We start from the raw sequence: 21,930 nt of genomic DNA, 5'->3' as shown, positions 1-21,930 counted from the left end.
AATCGCCGGGGTTATTGATATCTTCGGGGAATTATAGCGGCCAGAAGTTCGAAGTTTTTCGCCCTTATTTACCGTGAATGACAGTGACAGATTTGTGATCCCTTGGGCTTAGGAGTTGTGGCAGTAACAGCTACCTTTGAAGGATGATTACTAATGAACTCCGAGAATTACTGACCGTAGCCACGACCCATGCGCAGCGCTTCCACGACGGGGAAGATCACACCGTAGCCGCAGCCCTCCTGACTGAATCCGGCAAACACGTGCTCGGTTTGAACGCATACCATTTTCTCGGTGGCCCCTGTGGTGAAATCTCGGCCTTAGCTAACCACGCTGCTAGTCATCCCGAGGATCCCATCCGGGCGGTAGTCGCCGTCCACGGTCCGACTGGCCAGGTGCTTTCGCCCTGTGGAAAATGCCGCCAAGTGCTATTTGATACTGATCCGTCTATCCGGTGCATCGTGCGCAGAAGCAATGGACTTGAAGCACTCACCGTGGAAGAGCTCTTACCGTTCGCATATAACTGGCGTGACATGGACAAAGAGCAACGCATCTATATGTGGGAAGGCTACGAGGAATCAATTCGAAGCGGAGAAAAGCAACAAACCATTCGGGTGGATGACCCCTTCCACGAAGGAAGCGCCCAGATTGTCTTCGAGAAAGAATCCGGAGAGGTTGTCACCATTCCCGCAGAAGTCACTTCTGTCGTCTCTACCCAGCGGAGGTCCTTGACGGAGGAACAAGCCCGAAGAGATGGCTTTGGTTCTCTTGCTGAGCTCCACGAAGCGCTCGATACTCACTATCCCGGATTAGCTGAGGATGATGAGGTCGACGTCGTAGAGTTCACGCTCCGTAAGGCTTAACTACTTCGGTAAAGACGACGGGGAAAGGGTTTTGCCTAGACTGTCGGTATGTTCGGCCCCGCTTCCGCCCAGCCACCGCGGCTTATAGATTTCCCTGTGCTGCGGTTACCATTTGTGGAGTTCGCATTTGTTGGGCTGCTGGTGGCCGTCTTTTTCGTTGATACGCAAGGAACTGATGCTGAGAGCGGCTTCCTTGCGGTCTTTGTGGTTCTTCCCGCACTCGTGTTTCTGGGAATTGCCTACCTTATTTCCCTGCCCATGCAGCGGAAGGACATTACAGATTTCCGGCTAGATGCCGTTTTCGTCGTTATTGGAGTGCTTGGTCTCTTCGGCTGGATCGGCCAGATGCTCATTGCTTTGCCCCTCCTGTGCTGCCTGCCCGTAGGGCTTTCAGCACTGATCCGCAGAGGCATCGCCTTTGCGTTGTGGAAGAGGGGTAAAGGCCCGCAACTGCCGGAATGAGGTTACGCGCTCTGCCAGCGCATCCTGCCGTCCGATGCCGGGGCGCACGTCATCGGGACACCTCTCTTTGATACCCCGCTTCCGCCGTTGCAATACGCGCCGGGGTGAACGTAGTTCTCTTCAACGGCGGGTGCTTCATACACAGCGGCAGCTTCTTGCACTGGGGGATTTGCGGCCATCATTTCGTCGGCACACTGCTGTGTCCAGCCAGAGGTTCCATCGCTGAAGAATGTCGTTCCGGTTTCGTGTAGCGAGACATCACCGCAGGACTCGATGGCTTTCTCCATCGGAGTAGGTTGCGCCGCACCGGGCGCCTCGGTGAAGCCGATGACTTCTTCTTGCGGTTGATCCACGCCGATATCTTCGGCGCTTTCCTCGGCAGTGGGAAGGGTGGGGTGTGGGGCGTCTTCAGTAACGCTGGTGCTTGACGACGTCTCACTCGCAGGGGTGGATTCAACGTCGAGAGAGGAACAGCCGCCGAGCACAAAGAGCGCAGAGGCAATACAGAGAAGTCGCTTCATTTCAGGTCCTTTGTTTATCTACCTCTATGGTAGTGACGGGTACCCTAGTTGCGCACAGGAATCACACAGTAGCTGGCCAGGCTCGGCGGATAAGCTGGTGCCTCATGAAAAACGGCTTTTTACAGCGCGCTTTCCTTGCAATCCTCCTCGGCACTGCCGCCCCCGTTCCGGCTCATGCCCAGACCATGGAGACCTCCGCCGCGCAGGATCTCGGCATCAATGATCCTGACTGTAAGCCCACGGGTTCCGTCACTGAACCCGTTGTTTTATTGCACGGTACTTCGGCAAACTCGGCCGAGTGGAACGATCTCATCCCGAAGCTCAAGGACCAAGGGATGTGCGTGTGGGCCTTCGACTATGGCGCCGAGGACATTGCGTACCAGAACGCCTACGACTACATGAAGGGGATTGCGGATCTAGATTCTTCCGGGCGCGAGATCGCCGGGCATATTGAACACATCCGTGAGGTCACCGGAGCAAACAAAGTAAACCTCGTCGGTTTCTCCCAGGGCGGCCTGCACACCAAGACCTTCACACAACTCTACGGCTCAGCGGATGAAGTGAACCGCGTGGTCACCATCGGTGCGAACTTCCACGGGACGACGTGGGGCGGGCGGGCAACGCCCCTCAAGACGGCCGCAAAGATCGCGCCCGATGTGGTTGATTTCCTCGGCACCAGCGCTGGCATCGAGCAGTTGGAGGGCTCGGATTTTATGGAGAATCTCAACCAGCTTCCGGATACCGCGCCCGGCGTTACTTACACGTCCATCTATTCGCCGGCGGATAATACCGTGACGCCGAACCAGACCTCGGAGCTGAGCGCTGTTCCGGGCGCGGACGTGGTCAATGTGGAATCCGCCCCAGTCGAACATGGAAATCTACCCCATGACCCGCGCGTGCACGATCAGATTCTGTGGGGGCTCACGCGTTAGTGACACACATCCAGGGTGCCATCGATGCGGACGGCCGGTGCCGTCACTGGCACACGCTTGTCGACGTCATTGCGAACAAGTGCCACACCTGCGGCGGATGGTTCGCGTGTTCGCTCTGCCACGCGGAGCTGACCGACCATGAATTCGGACCCATGCCGAAAGACCAGCTCTGCGTCATGTGCGGGGCCTGCGGCCGAACAATGACCTATGCCGAATACTCAGCATATAAATGCCCCGCGTGCGGGCATGCCTTCAATACAGGCTGTGCGCTGCACGCGGGGACGTATTTCCGCTAGTCTTCTACGGCAAAAGCTGGGCCAGCGGGGTGCCCTCGACGAGGGTCTTGAGGTACGCCAGAATGTCCGGGACGTTGAAGGTGAAGTTGCCGATGGTCACCGGGAAGGTCGGAAAAGCGTTGTTCGATGGGGCGTTATTGCCGTTATTTGCCGGGGCACCACCACCGTTGTTGGCAGGGACAGTGTTGTTAGCTGGTGCAGTGTTCTGAGCAGGAGCAGTGTTGCCGCCGCCACCGTTCAGGCCGCAGCGAGCGATGGCCTCGTCGGCGCGGGCGACGGCGTCGCGGATCTCGGGACCACGCGGGTGGAAGTTGGCAGCAGCCAGCGCCTGGGACTTCTTGCTGTTGTAGTCAGACGGATTGGTGTAGTACTTGGTGGCCTGCTCACAGGAAATCTGGCCGGCAGGGACCTTGGCCAGGTAGTCATCCACCATGTCGGCGGATGCGGTAGGGGCGGACAGGCCGATGGCAGCAGCAACGGAGCAGAGGACAAGCTTATTTCTCATGCGCCACATTGTGCCACAGCTTTTACACGTTTGCGTTAGTGCTCGCTTCCTAAGAAACGATTTACCAGCGAAAAATACGCCTTCACAGTCAAATCCAAGTCTTCCAGGTAGAGGTGTTCGTCGTGGCTGTGCAGCTGCGAGTTTGCGCTGGCCATATCCCGATCCTCCGCATGCAGCGCGAAGCCATAGGCGTTGCCGCCGCGGCGACGCGCCACGCGCAGGTCGGAACCACCCGTCGCCAGCACCGGCAGCACCTCCTTATCCGGAAAAAATTCGTGGGCGGTCTCCTCGATGCAGCGCCACAGTTCAGTATCGGTGGAGGACTGTGTGGCGTCCTCCGTAATAAGGTGCTCGATCTCTACTTCGTCGGCCATATCGCCGAGGGCCTCACGCAGGAACTCGTCGAGCTCCTCCTGGGTCTGGCCAGGGAAGGGGCGGATATCCATCTCCAGGTAGGCGTGGGAAGGCAGCACGTTGATGGCGCCACCCGCGCGCAGGACAGTTTGGGCAATTGTCGTGTGCGAGAAGGCGTGAGCGTAGGCGGACAAACTACCGAACTTTTCATAGTCGGCCGCGGTAGCGGAGCCGTCGAGAAGCGCTGCCTCCGTTGCGGGGTCGAAGCGGAAGGTCTTGACGAATCCCTGCCACACCTCATCCGTGGCCACGGGTGGCTCGGCGGCGGCGATGCGGCGAGCAACCTCACCGATTTTGACGATGGCAAAGTCCTTCCCAAACGGCGTGGAGCCATGGCCGGCATCGCCGTGCACGTGCAGACGGCGCTGGCCCGCGCCCTTCTCACCGACGTTGAAGCCGAGCGCGCCGGGCAGGTGGCTGCCGCCGGTTTCCGAGAGGCAGTTGCGCACCGAGTAGGCCTCCGGGTGGTGCTTATCCATCCAGATGGAGCCCAAGCCGCCGCGGGCCTCCTCGTCGGCCATGCCGACAAAGGCCAGGGTGCCGCCGGGGTTGCCGCGCTGAGCGACATCGCGAGTCACCGCCGCCATCGTCGCCGTAATAAAGAGCATGTCCACCGCGCCGCGGCCGTAGAGCTTGCCATCTTCGATGACGGCGTCGAAAGGTGGCTTGGTCCACTTGGGCTCGTCGACGGGCACGACGTCGGTGTGGCCCATGAGCGTGAGCGGCTCCTTGTCCGGGTCACCCGGAACGGTCACCACGATGGTGACGCGGCCCGGGTGCGATTCATAGCGTTGAATCTCCACCGGGGTGCCTGCGAAAAACCGCTCCAACGTGTCGGCATTGCGGACCTCGTGGCCGGAATCCGGAGTGAGGTCATTGACGCAGGCATTGCGAATGAGCTGCTGAAGCAGTGCGAGGGTGTCGTCGTAGAGCGTGGAATCCATGGCCTAAAGGGTAGCCCGGACTACATGAAACCGGCAGATTTACCACAACTTGAACGGTGTTCAAGTAATGTTTCCCGCATGAGCATCGTAGACATCGCACGCGAGAAGGCCCTGGAGCAGGGCATCGGCCTCAACGAAGAAGAACTACTGCAGGTCCTCCAGATCCCGGATGAGCAGCTGGAAGAGATCGCGGACATCGCCCACAAGACCCGCCTCAAGTGGTGTGGCCCGGACGTGTCAGTGGAAGGCATCATCTCCATTAAGACCGGCGGCTGCCCGGAGGATTGCCACTTCTGCTCGCAGTCGGGCCTGTTTGATTCTCCCGTACGCGCCGCGCGCCTCAACATCCCGGAGCTGGTGGAGGCCGCCAAGAAGACGGCCAAGACGGGTGCGACGGAGTTCTGCATCGTGGCTGCGGTCAAAGCCCCAGATGAGAACCTCCTGTCCCAGGTTGCCGAGGCCATTCCGGCCATCCTCGACGAAGTGGACATCGAGATCTCCCTCTCGCTCGGAACCCTGACCCGCGAGCAAGCGCAGCGCCTCAAGGACATGGGCGCCCAGCGCTACAACCACAACCTGGAGACCTCCAAGTCTTTCTTCCCCAACGTGGTCACCACGCATACCTGGGAGGAGCGCAAAGAGACCCTCGAGAACGTCCGTGCAGTCGGCATGGAAGTCTGCTCCGGCGGCATCATCGGAATGGGCGAATCACTAGAAGACCGCGCCGAGTTCGCTTACCAGCTGGCCCAGATCGAGCCCTGCGAGGTGCCGATGAACTTCCTTGACCCGCGCCCGGGCACACCATTCGCGGACTACCCGCTGGTCCCGCTCGGTGAGGCGCTGCGCGCCGTGGCCGCCTTCCGCCTGGCTATGCCGTCCGTGACCCTCCGTTTTGCAGGCGGCCGTGAGCTCTCCCTCGGTGACGACGGCACCGAAAAGGGCCTCCTCGGCGGCATCAACGCCATCATCGCCGGAAACTACCTGACCACGCTGGGCAAGCAGATCGAGAAGGACGTCGACATGCTCGGCCGCATCGACCTGCCTATCAAGGCCCTCTGATGAACAATTCGACGGAGCTGGCCGCTGCCGTACTCGCCGGCGAGGAGCCACTGTTTCACCCCAACACTGGGAAACCACTGAGCGAGGAATTCACCTTGCACCCGGCAGCCGCGGCCGGCCTGGACGTCCCGCGCTATTGCCAGTTGTGCGGGCGCCGCATGGTGGTGCAGGTGCGCCCGGATGGTTGGAACGCGCGCTGTTCGCGGCACGGCAAGCTCGACTCGGATCACCTTTATGAGGAGGCACTTCCGTAAGCTGGGGCACCATGGATCCCGCTGTTGCCCACGCCCATCAGTCTGCGCTGCGCTCGATTTCCCGCGTCGTCACCGAGATTGCGACCCCGACGCCTCCACAACAAGCGTTGAACGCCGTCGCCGAGCAACTGCGCCATGGCAACGTCATGGTCCTCACGGGAGCAGGTGTATCTACGGAATCAGGCGTGCCGGACTACCGTGGCCCGAATGGCTCCCTCAGCCGGCACCGCCCCATGACCTACCAGGAATTTCTCCACGACCCGCAGGCCTCCCACCGCTACTGGGCCCGTGCTTTCGTGGGCTGGCGGGTCATGCAGGCCGCACACCCCAACCGCACGCACTACGCCTTGGTCGAACTCGAGCGCGCCGGGCTTCTCACGGGCGTTGTCACGCAGAACGTTGATGGCCTGCACGAGGAAGCTGGGCAGCGCAACCTCATCGCCCTGCATGGGGACATGCAACACGTCGTGTGCTTGAGCTGCGGATACGAAGAAGCACGCGCGGACTACGATGCCCGCGCGGCCACAGCCAACCCGACGTACCTCCAACGCTGGGCAGTCAACAAGGACGACGTCAACCCCGACGGCGACGTCGCCCTCAGCGAGGAAGCAGTGGAAGAATTCGTCATGCCCGGCTGCGTGCGGTGCGGCTCCCAGCGCCTGAAGCCAGACGTGGTCTATTTCGGTGAGCCAGTGCCTACATACAAAAAGGACGCCGCCTATGCGATGGTCAACGCGGCGGACTCGGTGCTCGTTGCCGGTTCTTCGCTGGCGGTGATGAGCGGCTTTCGGTTCGTCCTAGAGGCCAAGAAAACAGGGCAAGCGCGTGGCCACCATCAACGGTGGCCCGGGACGCGCCGACGATCGCGTCGACACCCTGTGGCGCACCCAGGTGGGCCCGGCTTTCGACGCGATCCTGGATGAGCTAGAACTCTAGAGTTGCTCCAGTTCTTCGAGCACCACGTGGCATACCCGCTTGTCCAAGGGCATGTCTTCGTGGCGGATTATCGCGCGGCGCTCGATGTCCTGGATGTAAATGTTGCGCACCTGAGGGCCGTTGAGGAAGCAGGTATTGGGTGGAACCACGACGGCATCGGAGCGCGTGGCGATGCACGTATAGCTCACACCGGGTTCGACCTCACTGCCGCGGTTCGTGGCCTCCACGACCTCGCTGCCGACTACTTGCTGCATGCCGGCGGGGCCAAACCAGCCGTCGATAAGCGTGCGCACGACCTCCTCCTGGCGCTCGCCACGGAAGAGGGGGCTGGCAATTCCGCCCTGGGTCGTGCCGTGGTTGGGCGCACTGATGCAGACAACGTGCCGAACGTAATCGGCACCGTTATGCATGCGCATCCAATAGCGAGCCAATAACCCACCTTGTGAATGCCCCACGAGGATCACCTTTTCCGCGCCGGTGACGGCAAGGACGGCGTTGATGTAGGCGTCGAGCTGCCGGGCGGATTCCTGCAGGGGAGCGGTGGCGCGGGTCCCGTAGTCAGGGGCGAAGGTGGCCCAGCCAGCGGCGCGGAGCATGTCTGCGAGGACTTGCCAGACGCCTTTGCTGTCGCAGGTTCCGTGGATCAAAATAACCGGCCAGGGTCGTTCGGCGGTGGGGCGCGCGGACCAGTCGTCTTCGCACACGCCTCGCGTCCGCCTGCGGGCACCGAGGGGGAGTGTGGTCATGGGATTGCAGTTTACCCTTGACGCCCCTCCAACTTTTTTACTAAGCTAAGGCTTGCCTAATACGGGCCGGGCGGTGAGCTCCACACCGCACGCGTTACCGGATTAGTCATGGGGATAGAGCCCGCCGCCTCACCGCGGCGGGCTTCTTTCATGGATACACTCGCGAGCATGACCGACCTGCAGCATGTCCACTCCGTCAATGAAGCGATTTCCCGCCTCAGCGAGCTCTATGACAGTTCCTGCGAGCTGGCACGTCACGCTCTCGCCTCGGGGGACCACGACGCCTACCGCCACGTGGTCTACCCGAAGATCACCGTGGATATCCGCCAATGGACACCCATCGACCGCTCTGAGCCCTTCGGCTACGTGGACCAAGAGGGCCGCTACTCGGCAGTGATATCAAAACCATGGCTGATTCGTAGTTACCTCACGGAGCAGCTCACGCGGCTCACCAATAACTACCCCTGCGATATCTACGTCGGTCAATCGGATGAGCGCATCCCGCCGGAATATATCCGGGGGATTACAGAAATTCCCCAGGACCGCGGCGATATACCCCGGCCCACCCTCGATGCGGTTCATGACGGGATCGTTGACGGCGCCTGGAAGGCCTTTCACGGGAAAGAAAAGCCGCTGTTCCACTTCGGCCCGCAGCGCTTCGACATCGCCTGTGCTCGCATCGAGCACTACACCGGTATCGAGGTGGACACCGTGCAGAAGTACATCCTGTTCACCAACTACGCCATGCACACCACCGAGTTCGTTAAGTTCGGCCTGCGCGAACTCTCACGTGAGGATTCACGCTATACCGCGCTCGTGTTGCCCACGGGGGAGACCATCCACTCCAATGACGCGGTGCTTCTCGACGTCGACGAGCTCACCCTCACCTCCCGCTACCAGATGCCCCGTTTTGATCTCATCACCGCCGGCGGAGATGGCATCACCATGATCAATATCGGTGTGGGCCCCTCTAACGCCAAGACCATTACGGACTGCTTGGCGGTCCTGCGCCCGGAGGCCTGGATCATGATCGGCCACTGCGCAGGGCTCGATGGCCGCATGCGCATCGGCGACCTCATTCTGGGCAACGCCTACCAGCGCGAGGACCACATCCTCGACGGCACCGTCACCACCAGCAACCCGATTCCCGCCATTCCAGAAATCCAGCGCATGCTGGAGGCCGCCGTCGAAGAGGTCTATGGGAAAGACAATTCGCTCATGCGCACCGGCACGGTGCTCTCCACCGATGACCGCAACTGGGAGTGGCGCACCTCCCGGGACTTGTGGGAATGGCTGCGCCACTCTACCGCGGTGGCCGTGGACATGGAATCCTGCACGCTGGCCGCCAACGGCTACCGCTACCGCATCCCCTACGGCACGCTGCTGTCGGTCTCCGATCTACCTTTGCACGCCGTGCCCAAGCTTCCCGCCCAAGCGCAGGCCTTTTACTCGAACTCGAAGGAAGCCCACGTCATGTGTGCGGTGCGCGCGGTGGAGGCCTTGGCGGAGAATCCGGAGCGGCTGCGCACCCGCAAACTGCGCCGAACGGTGGCGGAGGTTCCGTTCCGCTGAGGTAGATGATTAGACTGAGGGAAATGCACAATCTGGCGAAGGAGACCTAGACGATGAGCACCCCGGAGTGGTGGAACCCGGAACGCGAGAACCTGACGTGGGAGGTCTTCGGTGAGGCCAGCCGCTACCTTTCGCAACAAATCGTGGATTCGGGCTGGTTCCCGGACCTCATCGTGGGCGTGGCCCGCGGAGGCCTGATCCCTGCAGGCGCCATTGGCTACGCCATCGGCGTCAAAGAAATGGGCGCTATCAACGTGGAGTTCTACACCGATATCGGTGAGACCTTGCCGGAGCCGATTCTCCTTAACCCGCAGCTGGATACGGATTCGCTCAAGGACAAGAAGGTCCTCGTCGTCGATGACGTAGCGGATTCCGGCAAGACCCTCGACCTCGTGGTCAACCTGCTCGAGCAGACCGCCTCCGAGGTCAAGTCCGCCGTCATCTACACCAAGCCGACCACCATTTTTGAGCCGGACTTCTCGTGGAAGAAGACCGACCAGTGGATCAACTTTGCCTGGTCGGTCCTGCCGGTCATCACCCGCGATGGTTCCTTCAAAGACGGCCACTAATGTCTGACCGTTCCGCCGGTTCTTTCCGCGCGGCCTTCAGCTCGCCCGCCCGCTTCCGCAAGGAGGTGTTTGGCGGGCTTGCTGTTGCGCTGGCCCTCATCCCGGAAGTCTTAAGTTTCTCCATCCTCGCCGGGCTCGACCCCAAGGTGGGGCTCTTCGCCTCCGTCATCATGGCGATGTCCATCGCCATCACTGGCGGGCGCCCAGCCATGATCTCCGCTGCAGCTGGTTCTGTCGCCGTGGTTATCGCGCCCCTGGCCCACGAGCATGGCCTGCAGTACGTGCTCCTGACCATCTGGATGGCGGGCATCCTGCAAGTAGTGATGGCAATGCTGGGCGTCGCCAAGCTCATGCGTTTCATCCCCCGCAGCGTCATGCTGGGTTTCGTCAACGCGCTGGGCATCCTCATGTTCACCGCGCAGCTGGGTCACCTGTGGCAGGTGCCGTGGCTGGTCTATCCTCTCGTTGCTCTGGGCCTCGTCATCATGGTGGTGTGGCCGCGCATCACCACGGTAATCCCCGCGCCCCTCGTGGCGATCGTGGTTGTCACCATGTTGACTGTGATTTTCGGCTGGCAGGTTCCCGACGTCGCGGATCAAGGCGAGCTGCCGACCTCCCTGCCCGGTTTCGTCATTCCGGATATCCCGTGGACGAAGGACACCCTCCTCCTCTGCCTTCCCTATGCACTGGGGGTGGCACTCGTCGGACTCATGGAATCCCTGCTCACCGCCAAGCTTGTCGACGACCTCACGGATACCCACTCCGATAAAACGCGCGAATCCGTGGGCCAGGGCATCGGCAACATGCTCGCCGCTGCCATCGGCGGCATGGGCGTGTGCGCGATGATTGGCCAGACCATGATTAACGTCAAGGAATCGCAGGCACGCACGCGCTTGTCGACGTTCCTCGCCGGCGTCTTCCTCCTTATCCTCATCCTCGTGTTGGGGGACACCGTAGGGAAAATCCCCATGGCTGCTCTTGTGGCGGTCATGTTTATGGTGTCCTTCCACACCGTGGATTGGCGCTCGGTGCGCACGATTCACCGCATGCCTCTGAGCGAAACCCTCGTCATGCTGGTGACGGTGATTGGCACCTTGGCCACGAATAACCTGGCGGTCGGTGTGATCCTCGGTGTGCTCACTGCCTCGGTGGCCTTTGCACGCCGCGTCGCCCACCTCGTGTCGGTGGAGCTAGAGGGCAACGTCTACACTGTGCGCGGCCAGCTCTTCTTCGCCTCTTCCAATGATCTGGTCTACGCCTTCGACTACACCCTGCCGGTGGAGAAGGTCATCGTGGATTTCTCCGAGGCCGATATTTGGGACGCTTCGACCGTGGCTGTACTCGATTCCGTCCAGAGCAAGTACGCAAGCCGTGGAATAGCGGTGGAATTCCGGGGCCTTGATGGTGTTAGCCTCGCGCGTTACCAGCGGATCTCAGATTTGGGTTAGGTAAACCTACCAGAAAAAGTGTTATGACGTGCGAGTTTGCTTAAGATCACCTTGCTAGCGCGCCCGATTTTTTTCTGTATTGTGGGAACAACACACGAAAGGAATAACTCTTATGGATGAGAAACTGCAAACGCTCCTCAACGCCCAGGTCAATAATGAGCACGGCGCAGCCCTGATTTACACTCAGCTGGCCTACGAGATGGACAACCTGTCCTTCCCAGGCATGCGCGATTGGTTCTTCAAGCAGGCAGAGGAAGAGCGCGAGCACGCACAGAAGTTCGCCGAGCACCTGTTGGACCGCGGCTACCGCGTCGAGCTGGAGGATATCCAGGTCGGCTCCGTCAAGGCCGCCACCCCGCTCGATGCTTTTGAGGCATCCCTCGCGCATGAGCAGAAGGTCTCGGAGCAGATCCGAGAGATCGCCCGCACCGCAGATGCGGCTGGGGACCTGGATTCCCGTGGTCTCATCAACTGGTTCCTCGAGGAGCAGGTTGAGGAAGAGTCCTCCGTGTCTGAGATCATTGACCAGCTCAAGCTGGTGGGCAATGACGGTTCTGGCCTGCTGCGCGTCGATGGCTCGCTGGCGCAACGGTAACGAAGCCATATAGTTTGCGCGGATTCTCCCACGGCCCCCTGCGGTTGGTGGGAGAATTTTTTTATGACTACAACGCGCCTCATGCTCATCTGCGGTGCCCTTGCCGGGCTAGCGATTGCATTGGTCGGTGGCATGTGGCTGGCGGCAACCAACATGGCTCTGGGAACCTTTTTCTTCGCCCTCGCGGTGATGCTCGGCCCGTTTGCCGGGCTTGCCCTCTTATTGTGCGCCGCCGCGGCGGCGACGGCGCTGAGCCGCTCCCTGTTTAGCGTGGGCGGGCTATTCCTCGTGGGGGCAACCTCGACGCTGTGGGCGCATGGCACACTATCGCTTCCGCTCTTCGTAGCGGGCACGCTGACTGGCGCTCTTGCGGTCTGGCTACACTGGGCGCATGGCCACTTTGCTCTTCGACCTCTACGGCGTGCTCATGCGGTCAGCTACGCCCGTCGGGAACGCTGAGCTGGAGGATTACCTCCGTCCCGACAATGTAGAGCACTTTTGGTCTCTTTATGAGGAGTTTCGCCCTGCATATGACGCTGGGCACCTGAGCGATGCGCAATACTGGGGCCGCATTCGCGCGCTGGCCGGTCTCGCTCCTTTTGATGTCAGTCACGCCATCGAATTGGATACCGAGCACCTGCTGGTAGCCGACGAAGAAATGGTTCGTGCGGTCCTAGGGTTTATTGGCCAAGGCCATAGTGTTGGCATCCTGGCGAATGTGCCAGCGGCATTGGGAACCAGGATCCGCCAGACGCAGCCTTGGCTGGAAGAATGCGCCGCCGTGACGCTGAGCTGCGATATCGGGGTGGCCAAGCCGGATCCGGAAGCCTACCTCGTGGCCGTGGATGCCCTCGGGGCCCAGGCCAAGGACACCCACTTCTTCGACGATCGGCCGGACTTCGTCGCCGGCGCCCAGCACCTTGGGCTCAAGGCCCACCTTTTTACGGGAATTACTTCAATCCCCTTTTAGGCAGCCTTGGCCTCGCGGCCGAGATCGAGCGGCACGCGCAGCAGCGGATCCAGCGCCACAGCGCGGGTGCAGGCGCGAACAATCTCAGTGTGCGAGGGAACCATGCGCAGCTCAACCGGGTGGTCGGTGGCTTGGCGTACAGCGGAAGCAAAGAGCTTTGGCGCTGCCGGATCATCTGAGAAAGCACCGCCGGCTACCACGAGAGTGTCCGGTTTGTACTCAGCCAAAAGCTCAGCGGCGGTGGCGCCGAGGGAGCGTGCGCGGTCGTCGAGAAGCGCTCGCGTCTCATCGTCAGCGTTCGCAACCACGTCTGGGAAAGACTCCTCACCTGTCACATCGAGCACCGCCTGCGTAGCGAGAGAGTCAGGGTCATCGATGTCGAGCTGCACGATCTCATCGCCGACTGTGAGCGCCGCGCCAACGGAGTCATCCGCGTAGAGCACCATGACGGGCTTCTCCGCTCCCATCTCCGTCGACTGCGTCTCTGAGCCGAGGATGGCCGGGATGACGGAAGATACAACTACCGGAACACCGAACTGATACTCCAGGCGGCTGGCGATGTCCATTTCGTCCCACCCCAGGTTGTGGGCGGTGATGCGCCCGGCCTCGTTGACGCTGCCGGAGGTGGTCACGCCGACTGACACCAAGCGGCGATCCAGGCCGGCCATGAGGCGATTAACGCCAGCGATGATGTGCTCGATGACGTCACTCGCGCTCAGGCGAGAAACCGGTGTAGCCACGTCTTCCTCGCGGAGCGTGCGTCCCTGCGTGTCAAAGAAGGCGATGTGGGTAAAGGCGGTACCGACGGCAATGCCGGCCAGCATCCAGTCATTATCCGCTACCTCCAAGGGCACTGTGGGGCGCCCGCGACCGCGGGACTGCGTCAAATCCGTGCGCTGGTGGATCAGCCCAGCACCCAAAAGCGCGGCGGTGGCGCGGGTGATTGTGGGCTGGGAGAGTCCCGTGGCTTCGACAAGTTCACTGCGGGTGACAACGGGGTTGAGTCGAATGATGTGGAGGCACTTCGCCGCTGGGGTGCGGGGGCGCGTGAACACGGGACCGGATTTAATCATGGCGTCAAGTATAAATTCACCAGACCGCATTGTCTAATAGAAATTGGGATTCAGTAGACATCATGGTCTAGAAATGCTCCTGCGATAGAGTGATACCCATGGATTCTGTTGCTGTGTACTGCGGCTCCGCCGCCGGAAACTCTGAGGCCTATAGCCACGCCGCGCACCATTTGGGGGAGGAGCTCGCGCGCCGAAACCTCACCCTGGTCTATGGCGGTGGTGACGTAGGCCTGATGGGTATCGTTGCGGACTCCTGCCTTGCCGCCGGCGGAACCGTCATTGGAGTAATCCCGCGCCAGCTCGTCGATTACGAGCTTTCCCACCAGCGGGTAACCCAGCTCGAGGTGGTCGACACCATGGCCCAGCGCAAGACGCGCATGGAGGAGCTCGCCGATGCCTTCGTGTGCCTGCCGGGTGGCGTGGGGACCTTGGAGGAGCTCACCGAGGTCCTCACCTTGCAGCAGTTGGGGAACATCGATGGCCCGGTGGGACTCGTAGACGTGAACGGCTACTGGCAGCCGTTTACAAAAATGTACTCCGCAATGGTGCAGGAGGGGTTTGTTCAAAAACGCTTCCTCGATGCGCTCGTGGTCAATGCCGATGCAGCTGAAGTGCTGAACGAATTCGCATCCTGGGTGAGCCCGGGTAGCAAGTGGAGCAACAATTAGCTAACAACCTGGTAAATAAGGCGGCGCCGGGTTGGCCCAAAGCCCCAGATCTTCGTTAGACTTCGCCCTTATGAGTTTTGACCAGAACGCAGAGCGCCAGCCTTCGCTGCTGGACGCGTCGTGCGATAACTTCGTCCACGACCTCGCGCAGCTCACGCCCACCGATGCCACCGCGTGGGGAATCCCCGGCTTCGATGGGGAGCTGGAGGATTTCTCCCCGGAGTACTACTCCTCCGTGGCGGATCGCACCCGTGAGATGATGGCGGATCTCGATGCACTCGATGACACCACCGACGAATCCGACGATGACGACGATTTCGACGAGGTGGACTACGTCACCGCCGCCGTCCTGCGCGACCGTCTCTGCCTGGATCTTGACCTGCACCATGCTGGTGAGGACATCCGTTGTCTTAACAACATTGCCTCGCCGGTGCAGACCATCCGCGACACCCTGATGCTCATGCCGAAGGACACCCCGGAACAGCTCGACGCCCTGCGCTCGCGCCTGTCGAAGGTGCCGGCATCCCTCAGCGGCTACAAGGAGTCCCTCACCGAGGCGGCGTCGCGTGGCATGGTGGCGCCCCAACGCCAGATCTCGGAAGTATTCGTGCAGAGTGAGCGGCTTGCCGACGCCGGCTCCATGCTCGAGGACCTTGGTGTGGAGGGCCCCGAGGTGGACGCGGCCAAGGAAGCCTTCGGCGAATTCGCCGATTGGCTTTCCAACGAGCTGCAACCGCAGGCTCCGTCCCAGGACGCGGTGGGCCGGGAGCGCTACGAGCGCTTCTCCAGGCTTTTCGTCGGGGATGCCGTGGACCTCGATGAGGCTTATGAGTGGGGCCTGGATCAGGTGCGTTCCATCAAGGCGGAACAAGAAAAGATCGCCCACGAGCTCTACGGCTCCGACGTGACGGTCCGCGCCGCGATGCGCAAGCTCAACGAGGAGGAGCGCTACCAGCTCCACGGCACCGACGCGCTGGTGGAGTGGATGCAGTCCACCGCGGATCGCGTCATTAAGGACCTCGACGGCACCGCCTTCGATATCCCGGAGGCCGTTAAAGAAATCGAGTGCTGCATCGACCCGGCCGGCACCGGCGGTATCTTCTACACCTCGCCGTCGGATGACTTCTCCCGCCCCGGCCGCATGTGGTGGTCCGTACCGTCTGGTCAGGAGCTTTTCCACACCTGGCAGGAGCTGACCACTGTCCACCATGAGGGCGCGCCGGGCCACCACCTGCAGATTGGTGCCGCGCTGACCCAGCCTGACCTCAATCTGTGGCGCCGCGCGGTGACCTGGAACTCCGGCCATGGTGAAGGCTGGGCTCTCTACGCGGAAGCACTCATGGCGGAGCTGGGTTACATGGATGACCCAGGTTTCCGCATGGGGCTTCTCGACGCCCAACGTTTCCGCGCCGCCCGCGTCGTGGTGGACATCGGACTCCACTTGGGTAAGCCTTTGCCGGATTGCAACACTTCCGGTGTCTGGGATAAGTCCCACGTCAAGACCTTCATGCGTGAGAACACCGCGATGGATGATGCCAACCTCTCCTTCGAGGTCACCCGCTACCTGGGTTGGCCGGGTCAGGCTCCGTCTTATGCCTTGGGCCAGCGCCTGTGGCAGCAAACCCGCGACGCTGCGGTGGAGCAGGGCATGGAAGTACGCGATTTCCACTCCCAGGCATTGGCCCTAGGCTCTGTGCCGATGTCGATCCTGCGTGAGACAATTCTGGACTAAAACCCCAGGTCGCTTCTTAGACTCTTGGATTTATCCACACCTGACTCTTGGATTTATCCACACCTGACTCTTGGATTTATCCACTTGTCGGGCTAACATGCGTGGTATGTACCTGCCCCGAATCGTTGATGCAGAAGTCGAGAGAGGGCTCCGTGTTTCGGGAGCCCTCTTCCTCAAAGGCCCCCGTGCAAGTGGGAAAACATCAACAGCACGCCAATTCGCAAAGTCCGTCATTCAACTTGACCGTGACTCCCCAGAAGCAAACCTTGCGCGCATGCAACCGGCTTTGGGGCTTCAAGGGGCGCGGCCGCGGCTTATTGATGAGTGGCAGGTTGTCCCTGCTATCTGGAATGAAGTGCGCCATGCAGTTGATGACTCACCGGAGAAAGGACAGTTTCTCCTTACAGGCTCCTCCACGCCCAATGACGATGCCACCAGGCATTCGGGCGCAGGCCGTATTCGTTCTATTCAATTGCGCACGTTGAGTTTGGCAGAGCGAGAACTTGCTGCTGAGCGGGTATCACTGGGCGCCATCATTGCTGGCAATCAAGAGCCTACAGCCGGGACGGACGCCACCGTGGCGGATTATGCCCGATGGATCGTTGCTGGTGGTTTTCCGGAGTTCTTTGACCTTGATCCGCTCGACGCGCAGGAAGGGATGGAATCCTACCTCACGGAGATGAGCGAGCACGATTATCCGGAGCTTGGCGGACCGCGCCGCGATCCGCGCCGTTTCCAGTCTTTCCTTCATGCCTATGCCGGACTAGTTGCCCAGCCGGCCACCGCTGCAGCGATTCGTAAACGCATAGGAGAACTCAGCAGCGCTACCTCGACACCAGCCGCAGAAACTGTGAACGTCATTCACGATTTTGCTACGCGCCTCTTCCTTATTGAGGATCAACCAGCTTGGTCACCGCGTACGAGGTCGAAGACTTCCATGGTCCAAATGCCTAAACGCCAGCTTGCCGATCCCGGTTTGGCTGCTGCTTTGTTGGGAACGGGTCCAGATAAACTGCTTGGGGATTTAGAGACATTAGGCATCCTCTTCGAGGCGCAACTTGTGCACGATCTGCGCGTCTATGCGCAGGCACTGCGTGCGCGCGGAGTATTCCACCTGAGGGATATGAAGGGGCGCGAAGAAATTGATGCAGTAGTGGAGCTTCGAGATGGTTCGTGGGTGGGATTTGAGGCGAAACTTTCGCACAACGAGGTCGATGCAGCGGCAGCACACCTTAAGCACGTAGCCGCTAAGCTTTCTTCGCCTCCAGCAGCGCTGATAGTTGTGATTCCCAGCGGTCCAGCTTTCCAACGTCCGGATGGGGTCTGGGTGGTACCACTAGCGGCGCTTGCGGAATAGCCCCAGAATCTGCGGCAGGTAGCCGGCGATGACCAGCACGATGATGAGTCGGATAATCTGCACGGCCACCACGGCGGGACCCGCCCCTCCTTCTGCGGACAGCGCGAGAACCGTCTCCAGCGCGCCGGGCGAGGTGGCGAGGTAAGCCTCAAAGTAGGTGATGTCCAGCCATGCGGTCAATGGCAGGGCGGTCAGCGCACACACGCCGATGACCACGACAATGAAGAGGATCGTCGCGGGCAGCTGCTTGGCGAAGGCCCGCAAGGCCGGCACGGAAAGCCCGCCACCGCAGACCCAGCCGATGGACATGAATGCCATGATCTTGAACACGTAGAGCGGCTCCAAAGTGTGGCCGGCTGGGATAATCTGCGCGACCAGCACCGTCAAGATGAGCGGACCTAGCACCGCAGCCGCAGGCAAACGCACGAGCTTGCCTAGCTTCTCACCAACCACGGCGATAGCGAGGGTCAGCAGCACAATCCACCACGTGACCTCGCCGTCAACGCTCATGTCGACGCCTTCGCCCGCAGGAGCATCTAACAAAGAAACCACCAAAGGGAGCGATACCGACACCGCCAGAAGGCGCAGATATTGCGTCAGCGCCACGTAGCGGTAGTCCGCACCCAGCTCGCTAGCCAGCGCGGGCATGAGCGAGGCCCCGCCGGGCAGCATGGATAAAATGCCCGTCTCCCAGGAAATATCCTTCGGCTGTGAGCGGTGTAGCAGAACACCGCCGGCGACACCGATAAGCACGGTGATAAGGGACATCGTCACCGCAGCCGGCACAAAGCCAATGAGGGTGGAGGCAGGCACAAGAGTCAGCGGTATGCCCGCCATCATTCCGATGAAACCGCGAGCGACAGCATAGAAGCGATCGTTGACGGTGAGTTCCTTGCCCGTCGTCAGTGCCATGGCGCCGGAGACCACGATGGCGCCCAGAATCCAGGCGGCGGGCACGTGCAGGTAGCTGAATACTGCCCCGAGAGCCACAGATCCCGGGGCAACGATGGCCCACCTTGCACGCACAGACATGCAATCGAGTTTAATGATGGTCATGGGCTTTGGATTGAGTGGTTGGGCGATTCTCACTATTGGAGCTGCCGTGGCCGGATGGATCGACGCCGTTATTGGTGGCGGCGGCCTCGTCCTTATTCCGCTCATCATGGCGGTGGCACCGCAGCTTGCTCCCGCCGCCGCCCTAGCCACAAACAAGGTGGCGGCGGTATCTGGCACAGCGTCAGCGGCCATTACGCTCGTCAAGAAAGTCCGCCCGCCGAAGGGCGAGCTCATCCGTATGGGCCTTCTTGCCCTTGTATGCTCCAGCCTCGGCGCCACGGCGGTCGCGCTCATCGACAAAGACATCATGCGCCCAGTCATCATCGTGCTCATGGTGGCGGTGGGTACCTTCGTTGCTTTCCGTCCAAGCTTCGGAAGCGGCGAAGGAGAGGGAATCCGCGGCGGTTGGCGCACGTGGGCGGGGTTAGCCGCCGTGGCGGCCATTGCCTTCTACGACGGCGTCTTTGGCCCCGGCACCGGCATGTTCCTCATCATGGCATTTACAGCCATCTTCTCCCAGAACTTCCTTACTTCCGCCGCGATGTCCAAGGTGGTCAACACGTGCACCAACGTTGGCGCGCTCATCGCCTTCATCCTGGGCGGGCACGTGGTATGGGGCCTTGCCTTAGTTCTCGCAGCAGCAAATATCCTCGGCGCGCAGCTGGGCGCGCGAACAGTCCTCGGCGGAGGCACCAAGCTCATCCGCTATGCACTCCTCACCCTCGTCGTGGTGATGAGCGTGTACCTAGCCTGGCAGCAGTGGGGTTAAATCCTTTTCTTCGTCTTTGCGGTGGCCACCGCATTCCACGGGTCCTCGGGCCACGGGTGTTTGGGGTAGCGCCCGCGCATGTCGGCGCGCACCCCGGCATAGGGCCCGGACCAGAAGCTCGCCAAATCATCGGTGACGGCGAGCGGCCGCCCGGCGGGAGACAGTAGATGGAATTGCACGCGGTGGCCGCAGTATTCGGGGGACTCCGCCAAACCAAAACACTCCTGCAACTTGATGGAAACCACCGGGCGCTCGCCGGACCAATCAATCCTTGCATCACGCCCGGACGGCACCGGCAAACGTTCCGGAGCGAGCTCATCCAAGCGGCTGGCTTCGGGCCACGGCAGCAAGCGCTGCAGGGCCGGGTACATATCTGGGCGCTTCCCAGCAGCCAGATCATGCAGCTCCGGCTCCAGCCACTCCAGGTTGGCATTGTCGATATCTGGCCAGGGCTCACCGTATGCCCGATACAGATGCCGCAGACGTTCCCGCAGGTTCTGGGCCTTCTCGCTGAAGTGGAACAAGCTTAAGCCCTGTCCGGACCTGCGCAATGCCTCCACGGCCTCATCGCCAGAGACCTTCACTGGCGTCTCCGACAACACGATGGCACCTGCCGCACGCACGCGCACGCCGCGGACCTTGGAGCCGTCGAGAAACGCTCGCGTCTCCTCCGTGACGCCGACGATCTCGAGCGCATCCTTGTCCGCGATAGGCACTGCTTCACGAATGACGGCGTTACCGGATTGCGCCAACGACACCTCAGCCACCGCCAACCAGTCAGCTCCCTGTTCACCGTTGAGTAGCCGCGCGCGGGTACCGCTCGCTAACAAGTACTCCTTGTCACCCACGCGCTTAGCCACGAACTCTGGGAAAGCGGTAGCGACCACCACGCCTGGGTCCACCGGCCCCTTGTCGGGCACCAGGCGGGCAAGCCGCTTCGGGTCCGAATCATCCAGACGAGCAATCGTGCGTGCTGCCCCCGCACCGTACTTCAACAGTGCCGCGCCCCATCGCGGGTGCACCGGCAAAAGCGCCAACTCTTCAGTGGCATGAAGCAGATCTAGGGTGCGGTGGGCGTCGGCAAGCGCGGCCTTCGGCGGTTGATCAAGCAAGGGGAAGTCCGGTCCCGCGCCCCAACAGTCCATAAACAGCGCTGCCTGCGTGAGGTCCGCGGAAAGGATTTCTGGAATCACGTGCGGAGAAAAGTGCTGGTAATCCTCCTGCGAATAGCAACGGACGACGGTACCCGGCGCCTCACGCCCGGCACGTCCAGCGCGCTGATCGGCGCTGCTTTTCGACGTCGACACCGTCACCAACCCACTCATCCCGCGCTGCGCATCCCGCTTGGGAACGCGGGACAATCCAGCATCGATGACGGTGCGCACGCCCGGCACGGTCAGCGAGGACTCCGCAATAGACGTCGCCACCACGATGCGCTGTTCTCGCGTATACAGGGCCGCGTCCTGCTCCTGCGTGGTTTGGCGGCCGTGGAGTGGGAAAACGTTGTGGCCGCTCAAGGCATCACACACCAGGTTGACCTCGCGCACACCCGGCACAAAGACCAGAGTGGACTCGTGCTGCCGCGCGGCAACCTTGGCCACGCTTTTCCAAAAGTCTCGATCGCCCGCGGCACGTCCCGGAATCGGTTCATAGGAAATGTCGAGCGGGTACGTTACGGCCTCGGTGGAATGGATCGGCGCCCCTCCCATGAGCTGGGAGAAGCGAGAGGCGTCGACAGTCGCGGACATGGCAATGACCCGGAAATCATCGCGGAGCTGAGCCAACTCCAAGCACATGCCCAGCACCAGATCGGTATCGAGCTGGCGTTCATGCACCTCGTCGATGGCTACGGAATCAACACCAGTGAGTTCCGGATCCCGCAACAGTCGGCGTAACAAAACACCTGGGGTAACAAACTCGACGTCCGCGCCTTTGCGGGAATCACCGCGCACCGCATAGCCGATGCGCTGGCCTGACAACTCCTGCAAGCGGTTGGCCGCGGCACGCACCGCCACGCGGCGTGGTGCGGTGACGAGAACCTTGCCGTTTGCCTGGTTCGCCAACGCCGGCGGAACGAGCGTGGTCTTACCCGTGCCGGGCGGGGCCTGGACGACGACGTGGCCTTCGGAAGGAAGCGAATCAATAGTCTCTAGGACGGGGAGTCCTTTGCCGATCGCCTTGAGATCAAACAT

The 21,930-nt window shown here is 61.2% G+C and carries 23 protein-coding genes and 1 pseudogene; 17 read left to right on the top strand and 7 right to left on the bottom strand.

Annotated features, from left to right (window positions below; translation table 11 throughout):
- Nucleotides 1–143 precede the first annotated feature (143 nt).
- Nucleotides 144–860, top strand: a complete 717-nt coding sequence (locus HMPREF2792_RS10715) for an ASCH domain-containing protein (protein WP_070533505.1) — start codon at nt 144–146, stop codon at nt 858–860.
- A 48-nt stretch (nt 861–908) separates the two neighbouring features.
- Entirely contained in the window at nt 909–1,322 is a 414-nt protein-coding gene (locus HMPREF2792_RS10710) for a hypothetical protein (protein ID WP_070533503.1), read from the top strand.
- A gap of 2 nt (nt 1,323–1,324) precedes the next feature.
- Here HMPREF2792_RS10710 and HMPREF2792_RS10705 read toward each other — a convergent pair whose 3' ends face one another.
- Entirely contained in the window at nt 1,325–1,843 is a 519-nt protein-coding gene (locus HMPREF2792_RS10705; protein WP_070533502.1) for a hypothetical protein, read from the bottom strand.
- Nucleotides 1,844–1,947: 104 nt separating this feature from the next.
- Here HMPREF2792_RS10705 and HMPREF2792_RS10700 point away from each other — a divergent pair, with 104 nt between their 5' ends.
- Together HMPREF2792_RS10700 and HMPREF2792_RS12755 are read left to right on the top strand one after the other, a co-directional pair.
- Nucleotides 1,948–2,775 carry an esterase/lipase family protein gene (locus HMPREF2792_RS10700; RefSeq protein ID WP_070533500.1) on the top strand — a complete coding sequence of 276 codons (828 nt, stop codon included), beginning with the start codon at nt 1,948–1,950 and terminating at the stop codon, nt 2,773–2,775.
- A complete protein-coding gene (locus tag HMPREF2792_RS12755; protein ID WP_083299197.1) occupies nt 2,775–3,071 on the top strand; it encodes a CHY zinc finger protein in 297 nt (98 codons plus the stop codon). The genes HMPREF2792_RS10700 and HMPREF2792_RS12755 overlap by 1 nt, the downstream gene beginning before the upstream one ends.
- 4 nt (nt 3,072–3,075) lie before the next feature.
- Here the strand turns inward: HMPREF2792_RS12755 and HMPREF2792_RS10695 are convergent, their stop codons facing one another.
- Both HMPREF2792_RS10695 and HMPREF2792_RS10690 read right to left on the bottom strand, forming a co-directional pair.
- The gene (locus HMPREF2792_RS10695) at nt 3,076–3,576 is read right to left on the bottom strand and encodes a hypothetical protein (protein WP_369821999.1); all 501 of its coding nucleotides are present in this window, start codon (nt 3,574–3,576) and stop codon (nt 3,076–3,078) included.
- 35 nt (nt 3,577–3,611) lie between these two features.
- The gene (locus HMPREF2792_RS10690; RefSeq protein ID WP_070520381.1) at nt 3,612–4,934 is read right to left on the bottom strand and encodes a M20/M25/M40 family metallo-hydrolase; all 1,323 of its coding nucleotides are present in this window, start codon (nt 4,932–4,934) and stop codon (nt 3,612–3,614) included.
- 78 nt (nt 4,935–5,012) lie between these two features.
- On the opposite strand from HMPREF2792_RS10690, the gene bioB reads away from it, so the two are divergent.
- The 3 genes and pseudogenes from bioB to HMPREF2792_RS10675 all read left to right on the top strand — a co-directional run bounded on the left by bioB (nt 5,013) and on the right by HMPREF2792_RS10675 (nt 7,183).
- Nucleotides 5,013–5,993: a biotin synthase BioB gene (gene bioB, locus HMPREF2792_RS10685; RefSeq protein WP_070520377.1), complete on the top strand. Its 981-nt coding sequence runs from the start codon at nt 5,013–5,015 to the stop codon at nt 5,991–5,993.
- Nucleotides 5,993–6,247, top strand: coding sequence for a biotin synthase auxiliary protein BsaP (locus HMPREF2792_RS10680; RefSeq protein WP_070533496.1), 255 nt, complete (start codon nt 5,993–5,995; stop codon nt 6,245–6,247). Before bioB ends, HMPREF2792_RS10680 begins: the two co-directional genes overlap by 1 nt.
- Before the next feature lie 11 nt (nt 6,248–6,258).
- A pseudogene (locus tag HMPREF2792_RS10675) lies at nt 6,259–7,183 on the top strand (Sir2 family NAD-dependent protein deacetylase).
- On the opposite strand, the gene HMPREF2792_RS10670 reads toward HMPREF2792_RS10675, so the two are convergent.
- On the bottom strand, nt 7,180–7,929 hold the full coding sequence (locus HMPREF2792_RS10670; RefSeq protein WP_070533494.1) for an esterase/lipase family protein: 750 nt from the start codon (nt 7,927–7,929) through the stop codon (nt 7,180–7,182). The pseudogene HMPREF2792_RS10675 and the gene HMPREF2792_RS10670 overlap by 4 nt on opposite strands.
- A 168-nt stretch (nt 7,930–8,097) precedes the next feature.
- Between HMPREF2792_RS10670 and amn the strand changes: the two genes are divergently transcribed.
- The 6 genes from amn to HMPREF2792_RS10640 all read left to right on the top strand — a co-directional run bounded on the left by amn (nt 8,098) and on the right by HMPREF2792_RS10640 (nt 13,083).
- Entirely contained in the window at nt 8,098–9,501 is a 1,404-nt protein-coding gene (gene amn / locus HMPREF2792_RS10665) for an AMP nucleosidase (protein WP_070520364.1), read from the top strand.
- Between the two features lie 53 nt (nt 9,502–9,554).
- Entirely contained in the window at nt 9,555–10,070 is a 516-nt protein-coding gene (locus tag HMPREF2792_RS10660) for a phosphoribosyltransferase (protein WP_070520361.1), read from the top strand.
- Complete coding sequence (locus HMPREF2792_RS10655) at nt 10,070–11,518, top strand: SulP family inorganic anion transporter (RefSeq protein WP_070533492.1); 1,449 nt, start codon at nt 10,070–10,072, stop codon at nt 11,516–11,518. Before HMPREF2792_RS10660 ends, HMPREF2792_RS10655 begins: the two co-directional genes overlap by 1 nt.
- Before the next feature lie 112 nt (nt 11,519–11,630).
- Nucleotides 11,631–12,113, top strand: a complete 483-nt coding sequence (locus HMPREF2792_RS10650; RefSeq protein ID WP_070520355.1) for a ferritin — start codon at nt 11,631–11,633, stop codon at nt 12,111–12,113.
- 63 nt (nt 12,114–12,176) lie between these two features.
- Complete coding sequence (locus tag HMPREF2792_RS10645) at nt 12,177–12,572, top strand: hypothetical protein (protein WP_070525025.1); 396 nt, start codon at nt 12,177–12,179, stop codon at nt 12,570–12,572.
- Nucleotides 12,505–13,083 (top strand): HAD-IA family hydrolase, encoded by a 579-nt coding sequence (locus HMPREF2792_RS10640; protein ID WP_070533490.1) that lies wholly within the window; start codon nt 12,505–12,507, stop codon nt 13,081–13,083. The genes HMPREF2792_RS10645 and HMPREF2792_RS10640 overlap by 68 nt, the downstream gene beginning before the upstream one ends.
- Here the strand turns inward: HMPREF2792_RS10640 and HMPREF2792_RS10635 are convergent.
- Nucleotides 13,080–14,156, bottom strand: a complete 1,077-nt coding sequence (locus HMPREF2792_RS10635; RefSeq protein ID WP_070533487.1) for an ROK family protein — start codon at nt 14,154–14,156, stop codon at nt 13,080–13,082. The two genes, HMPREF2792_RS10640 and HMPREF2792_RS10635, sit on opposite strands and share 4 nt — an antisense overlap.
- Before the next feature lie 98 nt (nt 14,157–14,254).
- Between HMPREF2792_RS10635 and HMPREF2792_RS10630 the strand changes: the two genes are divergently transcribed.
- The 3 genes from HMPREF2792_RS10630 (at nt 14,255) to HMPREF2792_RS10620 (ending at nt 17,913) form a co-directional block, all read left to right on the top strand.
- Nucleotides 14,255–14,824, top strand: coding sequence for an LOG family protein (locus HMPREF2792_RS10630; protein WP_070533485.1), 570 nt, complete (start codon nt 14,255–14,257; stop codon nt 14,822–14,824).
- A 70-nt stretch (nt 14,825–14,894) separates the two neighbouring features.
- On the top strand, nt 14,895–16,556 hold the full coding sequence (locus HMPREF2792_RS10625; RefSeq protein WP_070533483.1) for a DUF885 domain-containing protein: 1,662 nt from the start codon (nt 14,895–14,897) through the stop codon (nt 16,554–16,556).
- Nucleotides 16,557–16,662: 106 nt separating this feature from the next.
- A complete protein-coding gene (locus tag HMPREF2792_RS10620) occupies nt 16,663–17,913 on the top strand; it encodes an ATP-binding protein (protein ID WP_070533481.1) in 1,251 nt (416 codons plus the stop codon).
- Here HMPREF2792_RS10620 and HMPREF2792_RS10615 read toward each other — a convergent pair.
- Entirely contained in the window at nt 17,893–18,945 is a 1,053-nt protein-coding gene (locus tag HMPREF2792_RS10615; RefSeq protein ID WP_369821998.1) for an AbrB family transcriptional regulator, read from the bottom strand. The genes HMPREF2792_RS10620 and HMPREF2792_RS10615 overlap by 21 nt on opposite strands.
- A 16-nt stretch (nt 18,946–18,961) precedes the next feature.
- Between HMPREF2792_RS10615 and HMPREF2792_RS10610 the strand changes: the two genes are divergently transcribed.
- On the top strand, nt 18,962–19,738 hold the full coding sequence (locus tag HMPREF2792_RS10610) for a TSUP family transporter (RefSeq protein ID WP_369822000.1): 777 nt from the start codon (nt 18,962–18,964) through the stop codon (nt 19,736–19,738).
- Here HMPREF2792_RS10610 and HMPREF2792_RS10605 read toward each other — a convergent pair.
- A complete protein-coding gene (locus HMPREF2792_RS10605) occupies nt 19,735–21,930 on the bottom strand; it encodes an ATP-dependent RNA helicase (protein ID WP_070533478.1) in 2,196 nt (731 codons plus the stop codon). The genes HMPREF2792_RS10610 and HMPREF2792_RS10605 overlap by 4 nt on opposite strands.

The organism is Corynebacterium sp. HMSC068H04, from assembly GCF_001811255.1.
Lineage (GTDB): Bacteria > Actinomycetota > Actinomycetes > Mycobacteriales > Mycobacteriaceae > Corynebacterium > Corynebacterium hesseae.
Note: the sequence above shows the minus strand (reverse complement) of the source record. Positions and strands in the feature narration are given on the sequence as shown.